This is a genomic window from Paenibacillus sp. FSL R7-0189 (genome assembly GCF_037969925.1).
Classification (GTDB): Bacteria; Bacillota; Bacilli; order Paenibacillales; family Paenibacillaceae; genus Paenibacillus_AQ; species Paenibacillus_AQ odorifer.
The window spans coordinates 5,649,674-5,666,403 of record NZ_CP150223.1; the positions used below are offsets into that span (position 1 = coordinate 5,649,674).

16 protein-coding genes and 1 riboswitch are annotated in these 16,730 nt (G+C 43.2%); of the genes, 15 read left to right on the forward strand and 1 reads right to left on the reverse strand.

All coding sequences use genetic code 11. The features are described from left to right. The first annotated feature begins 6 nt into the window (after positions 1-6). Positions 7-978 carry a glycosyl hydrolase family 53 gene (locus MKY63_RS24760; protein ID WP_249267770.1) on the forward strand — a complete coding sequence of 324 codons (972 nt, stop codon included), beginning with the start codon at positions 7-9 and terminating at the stop codon, positions 976-978. A gap of 191 nt (positions 979-1,169) precedes the next feature. Here MKY63_RS24760 and MKY63_RS24765 read toward each other — a convergent pair whose 3' ends face one another. Next, on the reverse strand, positions 1,170-2,093 hold the full coding sequence (locus MKY63_RS24765) for an L-lactate dehydrogenase (protein ID WP_036687562.1): 924 nt from the start codon (positions 2,091-2,093) through the stop codon (positions 1,170-1,172). A gap of 172 nt (positions 2,094-2,265) precedes the next feature. Between MKY63_RS24765 and MKY63_RS24770 the strand changes: the two genes are divergently transcribed. From MKY63_RS24770 to MKY63_RS24835, 14 genes are all read left to right on the forward strand, one after another. Then, a complete protein-coding gene (locus MKY63_RS24770; RefSeq protein ID WP_036687561.1) occupies positions 2,266-3,648 on the forward strand; it encodes an amino acid permease in 1,383 nt (460 codons plus the stop codon). Between the two features lie 30 nt (positions 3,649-3,678). Continuing rightward, entirely contained in the window at positions 3,679-4,968 is a 1,290-nt protein-coding gene (locus MKY63_RS24775; RefSeq protein WP_036687559.1) for a hypothetical protein, read from the forward strand. A 223-nt stretch (positions 4,969-5,191) separates the two neighbouring features. Next, positions 5,192-5,368, forward strand: coding sequence for a hypothetical protein (locus MKY63_RS24780; protein ID WP_169744776.1), 177 nt, complete (start codon positions 5,192-5,194; stop codon positions 5,366-5,368). Positions 5,369-5,562: 194 nt separating this feature from the next. Continuing rightward, positions 5,563-5,955 carry a DUF2500 domain-containing protein gene (locus MKY63_RS24785; RefSeq protein ID WP_036687780.1) on the forward strand — a complete coding sequence of 131 codons (393 nt, stop codon included), beginning with the start codon at positions 5,563-5,565 and terminating at the stop codon, positions 5,953-5,955. A 490-nt stretch (positions 5,956-6,445) separates the two neighbouring features. Then, positions 6,446-6,685 carry a hypothetical protein gene (locus MKY63_RS24790; RefSeq protein ID WP_076142195.1) on the forward strand — a complete coding sequence of 80 codons (240 nt, stop codon included), beginning with the start codon at positions 6,446-6,448 and terminating at the stop codon, positions 6,683-6,685. Positions 6,686-6,871: 186 nt separating this feature from the next. Beyond that, entirely contained in the window at positions 6,872-7,303 is a 432-nt protein-coding gene (locus MKY63_RS24795) for a cell wall hydrolase (protein ID WP_036687557.1), read from the forward strand. A 121-nt stretch (positions 7,304-7,424) separates the two neighbouring features. Further along, positions 7,425-7,889 carry a spore coat protein GerQ gene (gene gerQ, locus MKY63_RS24800; protein WP_036687556.1) on the forward strand — a complete coding sequence of 155 codons (465 nt, stop codon included), beginning with the start codon at positions 7,425-7,427 and terminating at the stop codon, positions 7,887-7,889. Between the two features lie 314 nt (positions 7,890-8,203). After that, positions 8,204-9,520 carry a hemolysin family protein gene (locus MKY63_RS24805; protein ID WP_036687555.1) on the forward strand — a complete coding sequence of 439 codons (1,317 nt, stop codon included), beginning with the start codon at positions 8,204-8,206 and terminating at the stop codon, positions 9,518-9,520. Between the two features lie 160 nt (positions 9,521-9,680). Next, the gene (locus MKY63_RS24810) at positions 9,681-10,433 is read left to right on the forward strand and encodes a DsbA family protein (protein ID WP_081382431.1); all 753 of its coding nucleotides are present in this window, start codon (positions 9,681-9,683) and stop codon (positions 10,431-10,433) included. Further along, the gene (locus MKY63_RS24815) at positions 10,430-10,894 is read left to right on the forward strand and encodes a disulfide oxidoreductase (RefSeq protein WP_036687553.1); all 465 of its coding nucleotides are present in this window, start codon (positions 10,430-10,432) and stop codon (positions 10,892-10,894) included. Before MKY63_RS24810 ends, MKY63_RS24815 begins: the two co-directional genes overlap by 4 nt. A gap of 194 nt (positions 10,895-11,088) precedes the next feature. Continuing rightward, positions 11,089-11,248, forward strand: a riboswitch (cyclic di-AMP (ydaO/yuaA leader). Between the two features lie 124 nt (positions 11,249-11,372). After that, on the forward strand, positions 11,373-13,190 hold the full coding sequence (locus MKY63_RS24820) for an APC family permease (RefSeq protein WP_036687552.1): 1,818 nt from the start codon (positions 11,373-11,375) through the stop codon (positions 13,188-13,190). A gap of 203 nt (positions 13,191-13,393) precedes the next feature. Continuing rightward, a complete protein-coding gene (locus MKY63_RS24825; protein WP_081389272.1) occupies positions 13,394-14,401 on the forward strand; it encodes an iron-hydroxamate ABC transporter substrate-binding protein in 1,008 nt (335 codons plus the stop codon). Between the two features lie 220 nt (positions 14,402-14,621). Further along, a complete protein-coding gene (locus MKY63_RS24830) occupies positions 14,622-15,677 on the forward strand; it encodes an iron ABC transporter permease (RefSeq protein WP_051491521.1) in 1,056 nt (351 codons plus the stop codon). Continuing rightward, a complete protein-coding gene (locus MKY63_RS24835) occupies positions 15,677-16,711 on the forward strand; it encodes an iron ABC transporter permease (RefSeq protein ID WP_076273257.1) in 1,035 nt (344 codons plus the stop codon). Before MKY63_RS24830 ends, MKY63_RS24835 begins: the two co-directional genes overlap by 1 nt. Positions 16,712-16,730 lie beyond the last annotated feature (19 nt).

Consider the following 16,730-nt stretch of genomic DNA (forward strand, 5'->3'; position numbering starts at 1 on the left):
CTAATCGTGAAGAATGTTTTTCTAAAAGGGATGACTTATGGCTGGGGATCAAAACGAGGTGAATACCGTACAGAATATGCAGAAGATTCGATGAGAAAGCTGGCAGAGACAGGTAGTGAATGGATTGCCTTATCTTTTTGGACATGGCAAGACACTGTGCATTCAACAGAAATTCATTATGATTACGGTTACACGGTGACTGATCGTGATCTCACACATGCGGTACAACTGGCAAAACAGCTTGGTCTTAAAGTTTGTCTTAAACCTGTAGTGAATTCGAGGGATGGCATTTGGAGAGCTAGGATTGGATTTCCGGAAGAGGGAGATGTTTATTGGGCAGCATGGTTCCGTTCTTATACTAATTTCATTAAACACTACGCAGAGTTGGCGGAAGAACTTGAATGTGAGATGTTCTGTATCGGCTGCGAAATGGTCGGCACAGAGTCTAGAACTGCGGAATGGAGACAATTGATTCAAGAGGTCACCAATCTTTATACAGGGCCGATCATTTATAATGCCAATCATGGCAAAGAAGAAGGAATCGAGTGGCTGGATGAGGTGGATTTTATCGGAACCAGCGCTTATTATCCGGTAGCTTCAGTGCCGGGAGATTCTTATGAGAATATGCTGGCTGGTTGGGAGCGGCAGAAACCGCGGCTTAAGTCACTGTCTGAGCGATTTGGCAAGCCTCTCGTATTCATCGAGATTGGCTGCCGAAGTGCTCATGGGTGTGCCACCATGCCATGGGACTTTACATACACAGACTTACCATATTCAGAAGATGAACAGGCCAACTTCTATCGCTCAGCGCTGGAAGCATTCTGGAATGAACCTTGGTTTGCCGGTTACTTCTGGTGGGATTGGAGCACGAAATTGTATGACTTAGAAGAGGCTTCCATTGACCGTGGTTTTGATATTTATGGCAAAAAAGCCGAACAAGTTCTCAAAGAATACTATAAGCAAACTATCACTAAATAAATTGATAAAAAAGATCCGGAATTTCAGGTGAGCCTGGCCTGCTAAAGGATCTTTTTGTCATTGGCAGGCTAAGTTAATTCGTGTTATATTAAAAACCGTCCTTTTCATAGTGGAGGCAACGCTCCACATATAAAAAGGACGGTTTCTTGTGTCTTTTGTAGTCAAAAAGGGCTGTTTCCAGCCAGATTCGCTTACAATTCTAGCTTAGCTATTTCTGCTTTTAGCTTCTCAGCGGATTTCTGGAATAAAGCCTGTTCGGTTTCATTGAGTGGGAGGTCCAGTACCTGTCGAACACCCGAGCGATCTACTACGCAAGGTGCACCGAGATAGACATCCGAAACCCCGTTATAGTTATTTAATAAAGTAGAAACATTCAACACGGCGCCTTCATTATGAAGAATGGAGACTACAATTCGGTCCAGTGCAAGCGCTATTGCATAAGAGGTTGAGCCTTTGGCATCAATTATTTCATAGGCTGCATTCTTGGTATCTTGGAAGATTTCTTCGCGTTCTGCTTCGTCAAAACCAAGATCAATCCCAGCTACATTCGCAAGACTCCAAACCGGAAGCTCTGAATCTCCATGTTCACCGATGATCTGTCCGTGAATACTGCGAGGATCGATTTCTTTGTGAAGACCGATCAAATAGCGAAAACGAGCACTATCAAGTACCGTACCAGAACCAATTACACGTCTGCGGTCAAACCCGCTTATTTTCAAAGTCGCGTAAGACAGAATATCTACAGGGTTAGTCGCAATAAGTAGAATGGCATGTTGGTTATACTTTGTAATTTTTTCAATGATATCTTTAAAAATCGAAATATTTTTACGAAGCAGATCTATCCGGGTTTCTCCCGGTTTTTGTGATGCACCGGCAGTTACTATAATGATATCTGCTTCACGGCAGTCTTCATAAGTACCAGCCCATAACTTCACACCACCGACAAAAGGCATGCCGTGATTCATATCCAGTGCTTCGCCAAGTGCTTTCTGATGATTAACGTCAATAAGTACGAGTTCGGGCATACGTCTACGTAACAATAATGTATAGGCTGTAGTTGTACCAACTGCTCCAGTACCGATAACTACGACCCGATTGGGTTTTGGGGGGGCCATGTCTCCATCTCCTTAATATTTCAAATTTTTGGTTTCAATCTTGTCCATCATAATCGTTAACGGTAGTGTTTTCAAGCTGATCTTATTTAATGCATTACCCTAATTAAGGCCATACTAAAATGTGATTTTTATTTCATTATCTTAGCAAGACTAGACAGGAGAGAATGTAAGGATGGATTTATTTCGTAAAAAGGCTCTAAACATACCCACAAGTTCTGAGGGGACGCAGTTAAACAAGACGTTGGGTGCCCTGGATCTAACAATGCTTGGGGTAGGAGCCATTATCGGCACAGGTATTTTTGTAATGACAGGAGTTGCCGCAGCAGAACATGCAGGTCCTGGTCTTATAATTTCTTTTTTACTAGCGGCGTTTGCCTGTGTGCTCTCGGCATTATGTTATTCGGAATTTGCTTCGACCATTCCTGTTTCCGGGAGTGCTTATGCTTATAGTTATGTAGCCTTTGGAGAACTATTAGCTTGGATCTTAGGCTGGGATCTCGTCTTGGAATACGGAGTTGCCGCAGCGGCTGTAAGCAGTGGCTGGTCAGGGTATTTTCAGGGGTTATTAGAGGGCTTTGGGATACATCTCCCAACCGCACTATCGGGGGCTTATAATCCGGAAGCGGGTACAATAATAAATCTGCCTGCAGTAATCATCATTTTGTTAATTTCCTATTTACTGACTCGGGGAACGAAAGAAACGGCACGTTTTAACGCCATCATGGTCTTTATCAAAATAGCAGTGGTGCTTCTATTTATCGTAACTGGATTTTTCTATGTGAAGCCAGAGAATTGGACTCCATTTCTCCCCTTTGGGTACCATGGCGTGATCAATGGTGCGGCCACAGTGTTTTTTGCCTACATAGGTTTTGATGCGCTAGCAACCGCTGCAGAAGAGGTGAAAAGACCCCAACGCGATTTGCCGATTGGAATTATTTCATCCCTTGCTATCTGCACTGTCTTGTACGTTCTTGTCTCACTCGTATTAACAGGTATTGTTCCATATACTGATCTCAATGTTAGTGATCCTGTATCTTATGCGCTTCGCTTTGTAAATCAGGATATGATTGCCGGTCTGATCTCTGTTGGAGCCATCGCGGGAATGACTACAGTACTCCTCGTGATGTTATTCGGTCAAACCCGGCTGTTATTTGCCATCTCACGTGATGGCCTACTGCCAATAAGTTTATCTAAGATTAATGCTAAAACACAGGTACCCGTACGAAGCACATGGATGGTAGGCATCTTAATAGCCGTGTTAACGGGTTTCATCCCACTGGACCGGTTGGCAAATCTGACAAGCATAGGAACATTGTTTGCCTTTTTTGTAGTGTCTTTAGGGGTAATCGCGCTTAGATATATTCATCCGGATTTAAAAAGAGGGTTCAGAGTTCCATGGGTACCTTTCATTCCGCTGTTAAGTGCGGCAACTTGTGGTATTTTGATGTATAATCTAGGAAGTGAGACATGGATTGGTTTTCTAATTTGGACAGTTGTTGGACTTCTAATCTATGCACTATACGGCTATCGTAATAGTAATTTGAATCATAAATAAGATTCAATCCATCCGAGAGGAGAGAGGTTATTGGCATCTAAGATTGCTGGATTGAAGGGAATAAGATTAATATTGATGCTGATTTTGTTAGCGTGGGTGGTCACGGCTTGTTCATCTCCTCCCCCGGAACCTACTCAGCAGCCCCAGCCGACAGAGGCACCTGAAGAAGGACAGACGATAACCCTGATTACTCCAGACGCCAATCATGTTGACAATGATAGCGCTCCGAAATATCAAATTCAGACTCGTCTTACAGATTTTCAGCTGCTTAGTGAAAGTGAAGGTCTGGCCTGGGGGGTTACCAAAAACGAACTCCGGTTGTACTTAACCCGGGATAACGGAGCAACTTGGGCTAATATTTCACCAGCACCAAATGTGCAGTTCCTCTCCAACCCTGTGTATGGGAAGGGGATTTTCTTCACGGATCCATCACATGGTTGGATTATAAGAAGTGCTTTTGGCTCGACAGAAACGATTGTGCTGCGAACCACAGATGGTGGCCAAAGCTGGAAAATCTCATCTTTAGGAGATGTTAATACAGTATCCTCTGTATATTTCAACTCACCAAAACGGGGTTGGCTGATGACCTCATGGAACGCTTCTTCCAATAAAGAGAACAAGGCACTTTTTTCAACGACAGACGGTGGGGCCACTTGGGAAGAAGTGATGCAGAATGAGCAATACAATCCGAATTTCCCTAATGATTCGATACCGTTTGCCGGCGTCACCACTGGAATGATTTTTCGCAATAGTACACATGGATTTGTGACAATGCAGACAGGTGCTCTTCCCAAAATCTTTATGACAAAAGATGGCGGTAAGAGCTGGAGCCTCGGGCCGGCTTTTCTGGTTAACGAACGTTTAGAGGATTGTGACCGAGTAATTACGGGCAAACCGGAGTTCTTCGATGCCAGTAAGTCTACTGGTTGGATGTCTGTTGGCTGCCAAAAGGATAAAGAAAAAACAATCGCCTACCATGGATATTTTACAGCTAACGGAGGTGCTAACTGGAAATTTGCATCCTTTGGATTGAACGCACAAGCTGGTGTTAATCGTCAAATTACTCCGACGTTTTTGAACTCACAGATCGGTTGGACCATACTCGGCGACACTCTTTACCATACGGTTGATCAAGGAGCTACGTGGTTGCCCCTTAAAGAGAGTAGTGTATTGCGATCTAAACTTCTGGAATATCCGGAGATTGTAAAGCTGCAGTTTTTTTCCACTGAGGTGGGGTGGCTTTTGATTGAGAAAAAAGAGGACAAGCGCTCGATACTGTTACAGACTACGAATGGTGGTATCAGCTGGCGCGTAATGTAATAGGGAAAAAGAACCTGCCTGTTGGTAGGTTCTTTTGTTGTTAGCAGAGTGGGGGTTTATTGTTGTTTGTGAATGATTGAATATAAGGAAAAAACTTATTTAAAATTTTCTTTATAAATGTGAAAAAAATCACATGACATTTAAAGAATCCTGTGATATATTTAACACATAGAAAACAAGTTCAAATTTTCACAAACTCAGACATCGAATAGGAGAGATTACAATGAAAACATTCGAAACAGATTATATGACAAGAAACCTTTTGCAACTTTGCTACAACTGTGATGACGCTCATCTTTGTGAAACTGAAGAACAATGCAGAGCTTGCTGGGCTGAAAATGGAATGTTAGATGATCAGACAGACGAAACTAAGAAATTGCTAGACCTAGTTCATGCTTAATTTAATAACTGAAAACTCTGTATAGAGACCACTCGAATTCTTGATTTCTAAGAAAACGAAGTGGTCTTTTTTGCATCTAGTCTCACTTATTTAATGCTTTCTGGACTAGATGAGGCATATACATGTACAGAAGTACCCAGAACGCAGCAATTAGGCTGAATTACAAGGGGAAGAAGGGGGAAACTGTCATGGGAATGGGCCCGGATCTTTCGTGGATGTTTGATTTTGCCGGAACGGTGATGCCGATCTTTATCGTTGTTATGATTGGTATTCTTGCTATATCAGCAGGCAGGGGCTTGCTTCAATGGGGCAGGAACAATGGCTCACCCATACTAACAATCCCTGCACATATCGTTAGCAAACGGACTGAAGTACGTCAGCAGCAGCTTCAGGAAGAGAATGGCTCAACTCGTACGAGTACAACTTACTATTTAACGTACGAGCTGGAAGGCGGCAGTCGCATGGAATTTAAAGTAGATGGCCATGAATATGGCTTGAGCGCAGAAGGCGATAGAGGAATGCTTACTTATCAAGGAACTAGATATCATGGATTCCAACGACAGCCACAATACTCAACTGCGGAGTAGTCATTTGTATTAAATCAAAACAGCGATCCTCATGCTAATGGAGGATCGCTGCTTTGCGTTTTGGTTATGTACAATTCAAGTTCATTGACCCTGTAGCTCTCAAAGCTCACTGATCCCGTAGCGCTCAAAGCTCACTGATACTGTAGCTCTCAAAGCTCACTGATACTGTAGCTCTCAAAGCTCACTGATACTATAGCTCTCAAAGCTCACTGATACTATAGCTCTCAAAGCTCACTGTAGGTGCGATCATCTATTAAGTGTCAGATATTCATTACCCTCTTACCTTACGGACCCAGATGACGTTATTTGTAATTTCACAGCCTTTTGAGCCTAGTTTCGGACTCCAATGCAGCTATTCATTAGAAAGATGCTTATAATCGGTGCTTTGCGGGCCAATAGGGGCTTTGGGGTCCGATAGAATCCCAAAAGTGGATTAATATCGCGAATAAGGTCGGCTGTGTCCGATAGCGCCTTCTGAGCGGACGTTTACGTGGATGCTGTTGCTGACGTTGAAGCTATTGCTGTTGCTAACAAGGACATCGACGCTGACGTGTACATTGTGGCTAAAACCGACAACGATTCCAGCACCGATTCGACGCTAAAACCGACGCCGACCCTGATGCTGCCACCAACATCGACTCAGACGCTAACGCTGTCGTTAACGAGGACATCGATGCTGACGCTGACTTTGTCGCTAACACCGCAGCTGCCCCCGACTCTTACGCTGTAACGCGAATGTAATTGGGCAAACGCAGCTTAGAGTGTAGATAAAGGGGATTTGCTGAGTGGTTAAAAGGAAAAATCCCTACTCTAAAAAATAGGCGGGAACTGTCACCTCTTAGGCGAATGCACATACTATACAGCATGCAGTTAAGAACGAGGTTGCTACAAGAAGTGACCCCAAGGAGGAGACAGCGTGGCCGTCATCAAAACGAACTCGGAAGATGTGAAGGTGCTGGCGCGGTTGATGAGAGCGGAAGCTGAGGAAGATGGAGAACTCGGTATGCTCATGGTCGGCAATGTTGGCGTCAACCGGATTCTTGGCAATTGCTTGGACTTTAATAACATTCGGAATGTGAATGACATGGTCTATCAAAGTCCAGGAGGTTTCGAAGCGCCGCAGAAGGGATACTTCTATCAGCGAGCCAGAGAAGCAGATATCCGTCTAGCCAAACGTGTAATTGCTGGTGAAAGAACCTGGCCAGCTACCAATGCTTTGTGGTTCTTCAGACCCGCAGGTGATTGTCCTGCAACCTGGTATAACCAACAAAACACAGGCCGCTTCAAAGCCCATTGCTTCTTTACTCCGACCGGAGAAGATTGCCCGACTGTATTTATCGGCAATTAGAATGGTAACTGTGCAAAGAGAATTACTCAATAAAATGAGTAATTCTCACAGAAAGTAAGAGTGATTTCAATTGTGTCCAAAGGAGTTTATGCTCCGATAAACATTTAGGAGGTTTCATTAAATGATCGTTCAACCTTACCGCCCCGTAACTTATACCATCGGTAGTGTCTCTTCTTCAGGTATGCCAATGTCTTCCGGAATGCCGATGTCATCAGGAATGCAAGGCATGGGCAGCATGCCACCTCAAGTAAGCAGTGGTAGTCCAATGACGCCAGGGGGAGTAGTAGTTCAGAATCCACCACAAACGTTCGAACAATCCTACATCGAAAATATTTTCCGCCTGAATTTAGGAAAAGTAGGTACGTTTTATTTTACTTATGAGAACAACAAAGACTGGAATGCCAAAGTTTACAAGGGTGTGCTGGAAGCGGCAGGCCGTGACCACATTATTATCAGTGACCCTGCGACTGGCCAACGCACCGTCTTACTTATGATTTATTTTGATTATGCTACCTTCGATGAGCCCCTTACTTATCAATACCCAGGTGTAATTGGCAATCCTCCAACGATGAGAAATTGTCGCTAAATGTAATCCATCTTCGATGAGAAGAACTCCAACGCCAAACGGTTAGGAGTTCTTTTTATTTGTGATTAATTTATGGAATAATCTTGATAATCACTGCCCATTTTTTTTCGAAAGGACACGCATGCTTGCGGTTTGCCCCAATATATTAATATAATAAAGTATATATTCAAAAACGTGATTCTAGACTGGAGATGAAACCATTGGGAAATTGATACTGAAAGGAACAAACGGCGAGCATTTTGCCAATACTCTGAAAAAACGAAGGAGGTGGGCCTATCCATCCATGTACGGAAAATGGTGGATAGGAGTATAAATTGAGCGACCCTTTACCCGGTATATTACATGTTGGTCTTATTATTTTGTTGGTATTGTTAAATGGATTTTTTGTTTCAGTCGAATATGCAATGGTGAAAGTGCGAAGTGGTAGAATTGATACCCTGATTGAAGAAGGTAGTAAAAAAGCTTTTAATGCAAAAAGCATTGTCAGCAACCTGGATGGCTATCTCTCAGCCTGTCAGCTCGGCATTACATTGGCTTCTCTTGCATTAGGGTGGCTGGGTCAACCAGCTATAGCTAATCTTATAGGGCCTTTATTAGGAAGCATAGGTTTAGGAGAAACTGCTGTTAATGTTGTATCTTTGGTTATTGCTCTTATGTTCATTACTATCTTGCATATCGTATTAGGTGAGCTTGCACCTAAGACCATTGCTGTTAACAAGGCTGAATCTGTCCTTTTACTAACAGCAGGACCGATGAATGTATTTTACAAAATCATGTATCCAGTGATATGGATCGTTAATGGGCTGGCGCGTGGTTTACTGCAAATTTTCCGATTAGCCCCGGCTTCAGAGCTGGGAACGGCGCATACGGAAGAAGAAATTCGTATTATCATGCAGGAAAGTAACAAAAGCGGCTTTATCGATAATACTGAAATGGCTTTGGTTGACAATATTTTTGAATTTGTGGATACCATGGCTCGGGAGATCATGATTCCGCGGACAGAGATGATCTGTCTGAATAATCATGTTTCTGCTGAGGAGAACCTTGAGATTGCCTATGATGGCATGAGGACACGTTATCCCGTCTGTGATGGTGATAAGGATCATATTTTAGGCTTCATCCATATAAAGGACTTAATTAAGGATCGCCCGCAAAGTTATCAGAAATTAATTCGTCCAATATTGACCGTGCCGGAATCCATTCAGATTAGCGCTTTGCTGAAAGTTATGCAACGTGCGAAGACACAAATCGCCATATTGATCGATGAATATGGTGGAACTTCAGGAATGGTGACATTGGAAGATATCATGGAGGAAATTGTTGGAGAAATTCAGGATGAATTTGATGAGGAACGTCCCGGTGTTGAGAAGCTTGGCGAGGATGAACACTCCATTGACGGTTTGATGCTTATTGAAGAGATTAATGATCTTTTGGGTCTTCATATGGAGACTGAGGATTACGATACGATAGGCGGCTGGCTGTATTCTAAATTGGAGGTTAATCCACCTCAAAAAGGGCAATCCGTAGAATTTGATGATCATCTATTTATTGTAGAAGAGACTGAGAATAAGCGAATTTCTCGAATTAAGCTATTGCGGTTACAGTTATTGAATGAAGAAGCTGGAGCTTGATGGAATTATATATTTTTAAAATAAGAGCAGCGTTTCTCCTTTTGGAGTCACGCTGTTTTTTTGACTATACTGTTTGCCAAAAAGAGATTAATAATTATATAATTTTAAATGTATATGATAAAAACTACATTAGTCCCTAGAGGACAGAAAGGAATTCTCCTTGAGTAAACCTAAAAAAAGTCCAAATGTTCCCCAGTTGAGCAAACAAGAGAAACGACGGGTAGAACAGGAGCAACAGAAGCAGAAAACGAGAATTTTAGTTATTAGTTCAATAGCTGTAGTAGTTATCATTTTTGTTGGATTGTTTATGTTAGCTTCGAAAGATGCAGCAAAGAATGTCTCTACAGGAGAACCGGTAGAATTCAATTACAGTGAGCTACCTAGGATTGGTAATGAGGATGCACCTGTTAAGCTTGTTGAATTTGGCGATTTCAAATGTCCAGCTTGTTCCCAGTTTGCTGGCTCCATGAAACCGAAAATTGTTCAAGATTTTGTCAACGAGGGAAAAGCAGCTCTTTACTTTGTAAATATGGCTTTCGTTGGTCCTGACTCTGAGACAGCTTCACTAGCTGCATTGTCTGTATACCATCAGAATAAGGATGAATTCTGGAAGTTCTATGATGCTGTATATGCGCAGCAAGGGGATGAGAGCGACGAATGGGCCACTGAGGATTTCTTGATAAGCCTTGCTGAAAAAGAGAAATTAGCGATCGATTACGATCTGTTGCGTAAAGACATCCAAGAGAAAACTTATGCAGATGAGCTGAAGAAAGACATTCAGTTGGCAACTGACGCAGGCGTGACAACTACGCCTTCGCTCTACATTAATGGGGTGAAAACGGCTGAACCTTTCGATATTGAAGCGATTACATCTGAAATTAACGCCGCCGCAAAAGCAGTGGAGGCAAAGTGACAAAATTCCTATCTTTTTGCAAGCGTAACTGCCTCTATCTGGCCTGGTTTGTCTCTTTGGTTGCTGTAGCTGGTAGCTTGTATTTAAGTGAAGTCTTGAAATATGAACCTTGTAAGCTTTGCTGGTTTCAGCGGATTTTTATGTATCCGCAGTTATTTTTGTTGGGAATTGCCACTTTCCGTGGGGATAAGCGCATCATTCCTTATGTGCTTCCATTAAGTTTGATTGGTGGCAGTATCTCAATCTATCATTATGCGGAACAGAAGATTCCAGCGTTAAGTAAAGTTCTACCTTGTACAATTGGTGTTCCTTGTAATAAAGATTACTTGAACTACTTCGGATTTATTACGATTCCTTTGTTAGCTTTAATCGCTTTTGCTCTAATTAGTCTCCTTCTTTGGTATGGACGTAAGGAAGAAGAAATGATTGAAGTAGATGCAGAGGAGAGCTTAGGATTTTAGTTTTCGCTTTGGAAGTTACAAAAAAGCTGAAAAGGTATTAAAATCACGGGCTAGAGGGATAATTGAAGATAATGAAAGAGAGCATCCAATAAGACGCTATATTTGAGCTTATTGGATGTTTTTTCATTCTTTTTTCATTTTTTTCAACGCTTTACTGTAGGCACTTTGTAGACTAATATTAGACCTTGTGAGAAGTTGAATATGCGCTGAATTTTCTTAGGAAAAACGGGGGAACCAAACTTGGCATTCATGCCAATGGGGTGAATCGGAACCGGGTCGAACAGACCTGTACCGTAGGGCTATAACCACAGCCCGAATCCGCCAGCTAACCTCGTAAGCAAGGTGGGAAAATGACCATGCATAAGCATGCGGATCATTTCCGTATGCTTATTTTTGTGTCTGCATTTATGAAATCCACCGATGAAAACAGCGCACGGAAATTCCGTTTCAGCTCCCAAAGAAAGGAACTGTATCCACCATGGTAAGCAAGGTAAAACGACTATTGATCGGACGTCCGATGAAGTCGAATGAACTCGATCATGAAAAGTTATCCAAGGTTAAAGCACTGGCTGTCCTGTCTTCTGATGCGCTCTCGTCTGTAGCCTACGGAACGGAACAAATTCTGATTGTACTGGTGGCTGCCGGGTTTACTGCCATCTGGTATTCCCTGCCAATTGCATTAGCCGTATTGGGCCTGCTGGCCATCCTGATTTTATCCTATCGGCAGACGATATTTGCTTATCCGCAAGGAGGCGGAGCTTATATCGTAGCCAAGAGCAATCTTGGTATTCCGACAGGGCTGCTCGCTGGGGGTTCATTATTGGTGGATTACATTCTTACCGTAGCGGTTAGTGCCTCGGCAGGGACGGATGCGATCACATCGGCTTTTCCAAGTCTTCATAATCATACTGTTCTCATCGCTGTATCTGTTATCGTTCTATTAACAATCATTAATCTTCGCGGAGTGACTGAATCGGCTTCGTTCATCGCAATTCCAGTGTATTTGTTTGTGGTTTCGATTGTTGTTCTGATTATCTCCGGTATCGTTAAATATGCAATGGGTGGCGCGCATGCGAATGTTCCTGAAATAGGCAGCGCCGTATCTAATGTAAGTTTGTTTCTACTATTAAAAGCGTTTAGCTCTGGTTGTTCAGCCCTAACGGGGGTTGAGGCCGTATCTAATGCGATCCCAAACTTTAAAGCACCGGCTGAGAAGAATGCAGCCAAGACGCTAATGATCATGGGACTTATCCTTGGCTTTATGTTTACCGGAATCACTGTGCTGGCGTATTGGTATGGTATTGTGCCAGATGAAAAGGCTACGGTTGTCTCTCAGATCGCTGAATCGACCTTTGGCCGTGGCGGATTGTACTTTTTCATTCAAGGGATTACAGCAGTGATTTTGTTCTTGGCAGCTAATACAGCATATTCAGCGTTTCCGCTGCTTGCCTTTATGTTTGCAAAAGATAAATATCTGCCACACGCATTTATGGTCCGTGGTGACCGCCTGGGCTTCTCAAACGGCATTATTTTTCTAGGAGTTATGTCTATCATACTTGTGGCTGCATTCCATGGGAATACGGAAGGTTTGATTCCACTTTATGCGGTAGGCGTGTTCATTCCTTTTACCTTATCCCAACTGGGGATGATGGTGCATTGGATCAAAACAAGACCTGCTGGATGGGTGAAAAGATTTGTTGTAAATACCATCGGTATGCTGACTACATTGACGATTACGCTTATATTTATTATTACTAAATTCTCAAGCGTATGGATGGCATTCATTTTCTTACCTGCTGTAATGTTCGTGTTCCACCGTATTCATAAGCACTATTTGAACACTGCGGATCAACTGCGTATATGTCCGGCTACTGATAAACCTATAATTAAAGGAAGTACTGTAGTTGTTCCTGTTGCAGGGGTTACACGTGCTGTATTACATTCCATCAGCTATGCGAAGTCTCTAACAGATAATGTTGTTGCTGTGTATGTAGGCTTTGATGAAGAAGACATTCATAAGATGGAGCAACGGTGGGAGGAATGGAATCCAGGCGTACGCCTGATTGTACTTCGCTCCAGATATCGTAGTATCATTCGTCCGTTAGTGAAGTTTATCGATACGGTTGAGTGGAAGACAGCTGCGACGGATCACATCACGATTCTGATTCCACAGTTTATTACCAAACATTGGTGGCAAGCCGTGCTTCATAATCAGACCAGCTTTTTAATCCGCTCGTATCTAATGAATCAAAAGGACGTTGTAGTAGCGACTGTCCCTTATCATTTAAATAAATAAGTAGAAGATTAAAGATGAGGTTATATCCGGAACGTTCGGAATATAACCTCTTTTGTATTTTATATGAGGGAAATTGTTGCAAATCCACAGAATTTGAAATTTATATGTTGACACAGAGAATGAGAATCAATATCATTTAAAAGTGAAGCAGAGGTAAAGGTCACCTTTGAATATCAAAGCAGTTACATATAGGAGGGTTTTTAATGTTTTGGCTTAACAGAAAAAGATCAGGAAGCATGAAAGTGACAATGAGCGGACTAATAGTGATGACGCTATTACTTTCCGCTTGTGGTAATAATAATGCTGAAAGTTCATCAAATGCAGGAACAGCGCCTACAACAGCTCCTACAGCAGAATCTACAGAGGCACCTGCTGCTCCTAAGACATTAACAGATGCAATGGGCCATGAAGTAACGATTCCGGCTAATCCACAGCGCGTCCTGGGTTCATATTTGGAAGACTCATTGGTAACTCTGGGTGTGACTCCAGTAGCTCAATGGTCAGTTACAAATGGCGTTCAGGATTATCTGGCCACTGAATTGAAGGATGTTCCTACAATTAGTTACGATCTTCCGTTAGAGGCTGTAACTAGCTTTGCTCCGGATCTTATTATCATCCCATCGGAGTCTTCTGTTCAGAACGGGATTTACGATCAGTTGAATAAGATTGCACCCACTTATGTAATTGGGGATGAACTAAATCAAGATTGGCGCAAATCTTTGCTCAAGATTGGTGAGATTTTGAACAAAACCCCTGAAGCAGAAAAAGCCATTAAAGATTATGATGTTAAAGCAGCGGCTGCGAAAGAACAGCTTGCAGGAGCTATTGGACAAGAGTCCGCGGCTATTCTATGGTTGGTGCAAAAAAACTTCTATATTGTAGACGAAACCCGCAGCAGTGGTGCTGTATTATATACAGACCTTGGCGTAAAGCTTCCTAACTTAGTAACAGAGATCCCAGTAGGAACAAGAGCAACTTGGAATCCGATCTCGCTAGAGAAGCTTTCTGAGCTGACTGCAGATCATATTTTCCTTGTAAATAGTGATAAGACTGAGGGTTCGGAGATCTTAGATAGTGCAATTTGGAAGGGCATCCCAGCTGTAAAAGCTGGAAATGTGCATGAAATGAGCTCAACAAGCAGCTGGCTTTACAGTGGTGCGAACGCTGGCAGCAAAATCATTGACGATGTGCTAAAAAGTCTTGTGAAATAAAAGTCGTAATTCACCATGAATGAGACTGATCATTTCGGTGGGGAAGGGCGTGCAGATCAAGTATCTCGTGATACAAAGATCTGCACCATTTTTTTATAAACCAATCCCATATTACGGAAAAATCGTTCCTGCAATTGTACAACATAAATATTTTTGCGATAATGAGAATGATTGTTGTTATCATATAAACCATTGTAACTATTGAATAAGGAGACAACCCATGGTTTCACCCTCAGATTTCGCAAATCGTATTAACAATGAACCCAAAAAAGCTCTACATACCCGACCGGCAGCTGCCATTGGTATTCTTATTTTTGGACTTGCTGCCATTGCCTTCGGATTGGCACTTTCGGTCTCAGTGGGTGCGGCAGATATCAAGTTAGCTACAGTATGGGAAGCTATATTTCATTTCAATCCAGATTTACAAAAACATCAGGTGATTAGAGAACTGCGATTTCCACGTGCTATTGCTGGCGCCTTAGTCGGTGCTTGCTTCGCAGTAGCAGGGGCTATCATGCAGGGGATGACAAGAAACCCGCTTGCGGATTCAGGGCTGTTAGGCTTGAATGCAGGAGCAGGAGTAGCGCTGGCAATAGTATTTGCTTTTGCACCCTCACTCTCATTCACTTCACTAATGTTGTATTGCTTTATCGGTGCCGCTGTGGCCTCTTTTATCGTATTCGGAATCGGTTCGCTTTCTTTTAATGGCCTGACCCCCTTGCGATTGACACTAGCAGGTTCGGCAGTTAGTGCTTTATTGGTTGCTATTAGTCAGGGAGTAGCTATTCTTTTCAACTTATCTCAGGATATAGCCTTCTGGTTAGCCGGTGGGATGGGGGGAGCTAGCTGGACTCAGATCAAGATTATATTCCCTTGGGTGGCCGTAGCCTTAATTGCAGCGATGATGTTATCACGATCCGTTACATTGCTCAGCTTAGGAAGAGAAGTTGCGGTTGGTCTGGGGCAGCGGACAAGGTTAGTTCAGTTGGCATGTATGATTGTTGTGGTTATCTTAGCTGGAAGTGCGGTTTCAACGGTTGGCCCGATTGCTTTTATAGGACTAATTATTCCACATGTTACACGTTATTTCGTTGGAGTGGACTACCGCTGGATTATACCTTGCTCGGCTGTTCTGGGGAGCTTATTGATTATCTTTGCAGATATTGCCGCAAGAATGATAAATGCACCGTATGAGACACCGCTAGGAGCCTTAATTGCCATCATCGGCGTACCTTTCTTTATTTATTTAGCGAGTAAGCGGAAGGGGGAGCTGTAATGCCCAAAATAACCCTTACTCCAGATGAAAAAGAACGCCGCACACGCACCATAACGGTGTTATCGCTCCTTGCTATACTGATCGTCGTGGTGTTTATAGTCAGTATGAATACAGGGTTTATGCGTCTATCCCCACTGGAGGTATTACATACACTGCTGGGTGATGGAACACATCAGCAAAAGCTTATTTTATTTGATTTCAGATTACCCCGCATCGTAATTTCATTGTTAGTTGGAGCGGGCTTTGCAGTGTCAGGCTGTATTCTACAAAGTCTCGCACGTAATGCACTCGCTGAACCGGCTACGCTGGGCATAAGTGCTGGTGCAGGTTTTGCTGTAATCATTTTCATCTCGTTCTTTCCGGCTACAACCGCAGCTCCGGTATTTGTCTTGCCTCTCCTAGCGCTTGGTGGGGCTGGCCTGACCGCAGCTTTAATCTATATTCTTGCCTACCGGAAGGCAGATGGTCTGTCTCCTACAAGGCTGATCCTTATCGGGATTGCGGTCGCTGCAGGAATCAATGCTTGCCAGCTTGTATTGGCACTTAGGCTTGATCCTAATAATTATCAATTTGTAGCTACTTGGATCGCCGGGAAAATATGGGGTGGGGATTGGAGATTCGTCCTTGCTTTGCTGCCTTGGATCGTGATTCTGTTACCGTTCGCCTTCTATAAAGCCCGGGTTCTAAATGTATTGAATCTAGGGGACCATACTTCATTAGGTCTAGGAATGCGTGTGGAGAAGGAACGTATTCTCCTTCTGGTAACAGCCGTAGCGCTTGCCGGCTCCTGCGTCGCAGTAAGCGGAGGTATTGGCTTTGTCGGCCTGATAGCACCACACCTGGCTCGCAGGCTCGTGGGACCCCGTCATCAGGTGTTATTACCTGCTAGTGCTTTGACAGGGGCGCTTCTTATGATTACCGCTGATACCATCGGCAGATGGGTGTTGCAACCTGCGGAAGTTCCGACTGGCATTGTGGTTGCGATTATTGGCGCACCTTACTTTTTATATTTACTCGCCAAGTCTAAAGCGTAAATTAGTTCATACTTAGGAG

Coding starts and splice junctions, on each gene's coding strand:
- MKY63_RS24765 (WP_036687562.1), bottom strand. CDS start 2,093: ATGGCCCCCCCAAAACCCAATCGGGTCGTAGTTATCGGTACTGGAGCA.
- MKY63_RS24770 (WP_036687561.1), top strand. CDS start 2,266: ATGGATTTATTTCGTAAAAAGGCTCTAAACATACCCACAAGTTCTGAG.
- MKY63_RS24780 (WP_169744776.1), top strand. CDS start 5,192: ATGAAAACATTCGAAACAGATTATATGACAAGAAACCTTTTGCAACTT.
- MKY63_RS24785 (WP_036687780.1), top strand. CDS start 5,563: ATGGGCCCGGATCTTTCGTGGATGTTTGATTTTGCCGGAACGGTGATG.
- gerQ (WP_036687556.1), top strand. CDS start 7,425: ATGATCGTTCAACCTTACCGCCCCGTAACTTATACCATCGGTAGTGTC.
- MKY63_RS24820 (WP_036687552.1), top strand. CDS start 11,373: ATGGTAAGCAAGGTAAAACGACTATTGATCGGACGTCCGATGAAGTCG.
- MKY63_RS24825 (WP_081389272.1), top strand. CDS start 13,394: ATGTTTTGGCTTAACAGAAAAAGATCAGGAAGCATGAAAGTGACAATG.
- MKY63_RS24830 (WP_051491521.1), top strand. CDS start 14,622: ATGGTTTCACCCTCAGATTTCGCAAATCGTATTAACAATGAACCCAAA.
- MKY63_RS24835 (WP_076273257.1), top strand. CDS start 15,677: ATGCCCAAAATAACCCTTACTCCAGATGAAAAAGAACGCCGCACACGC.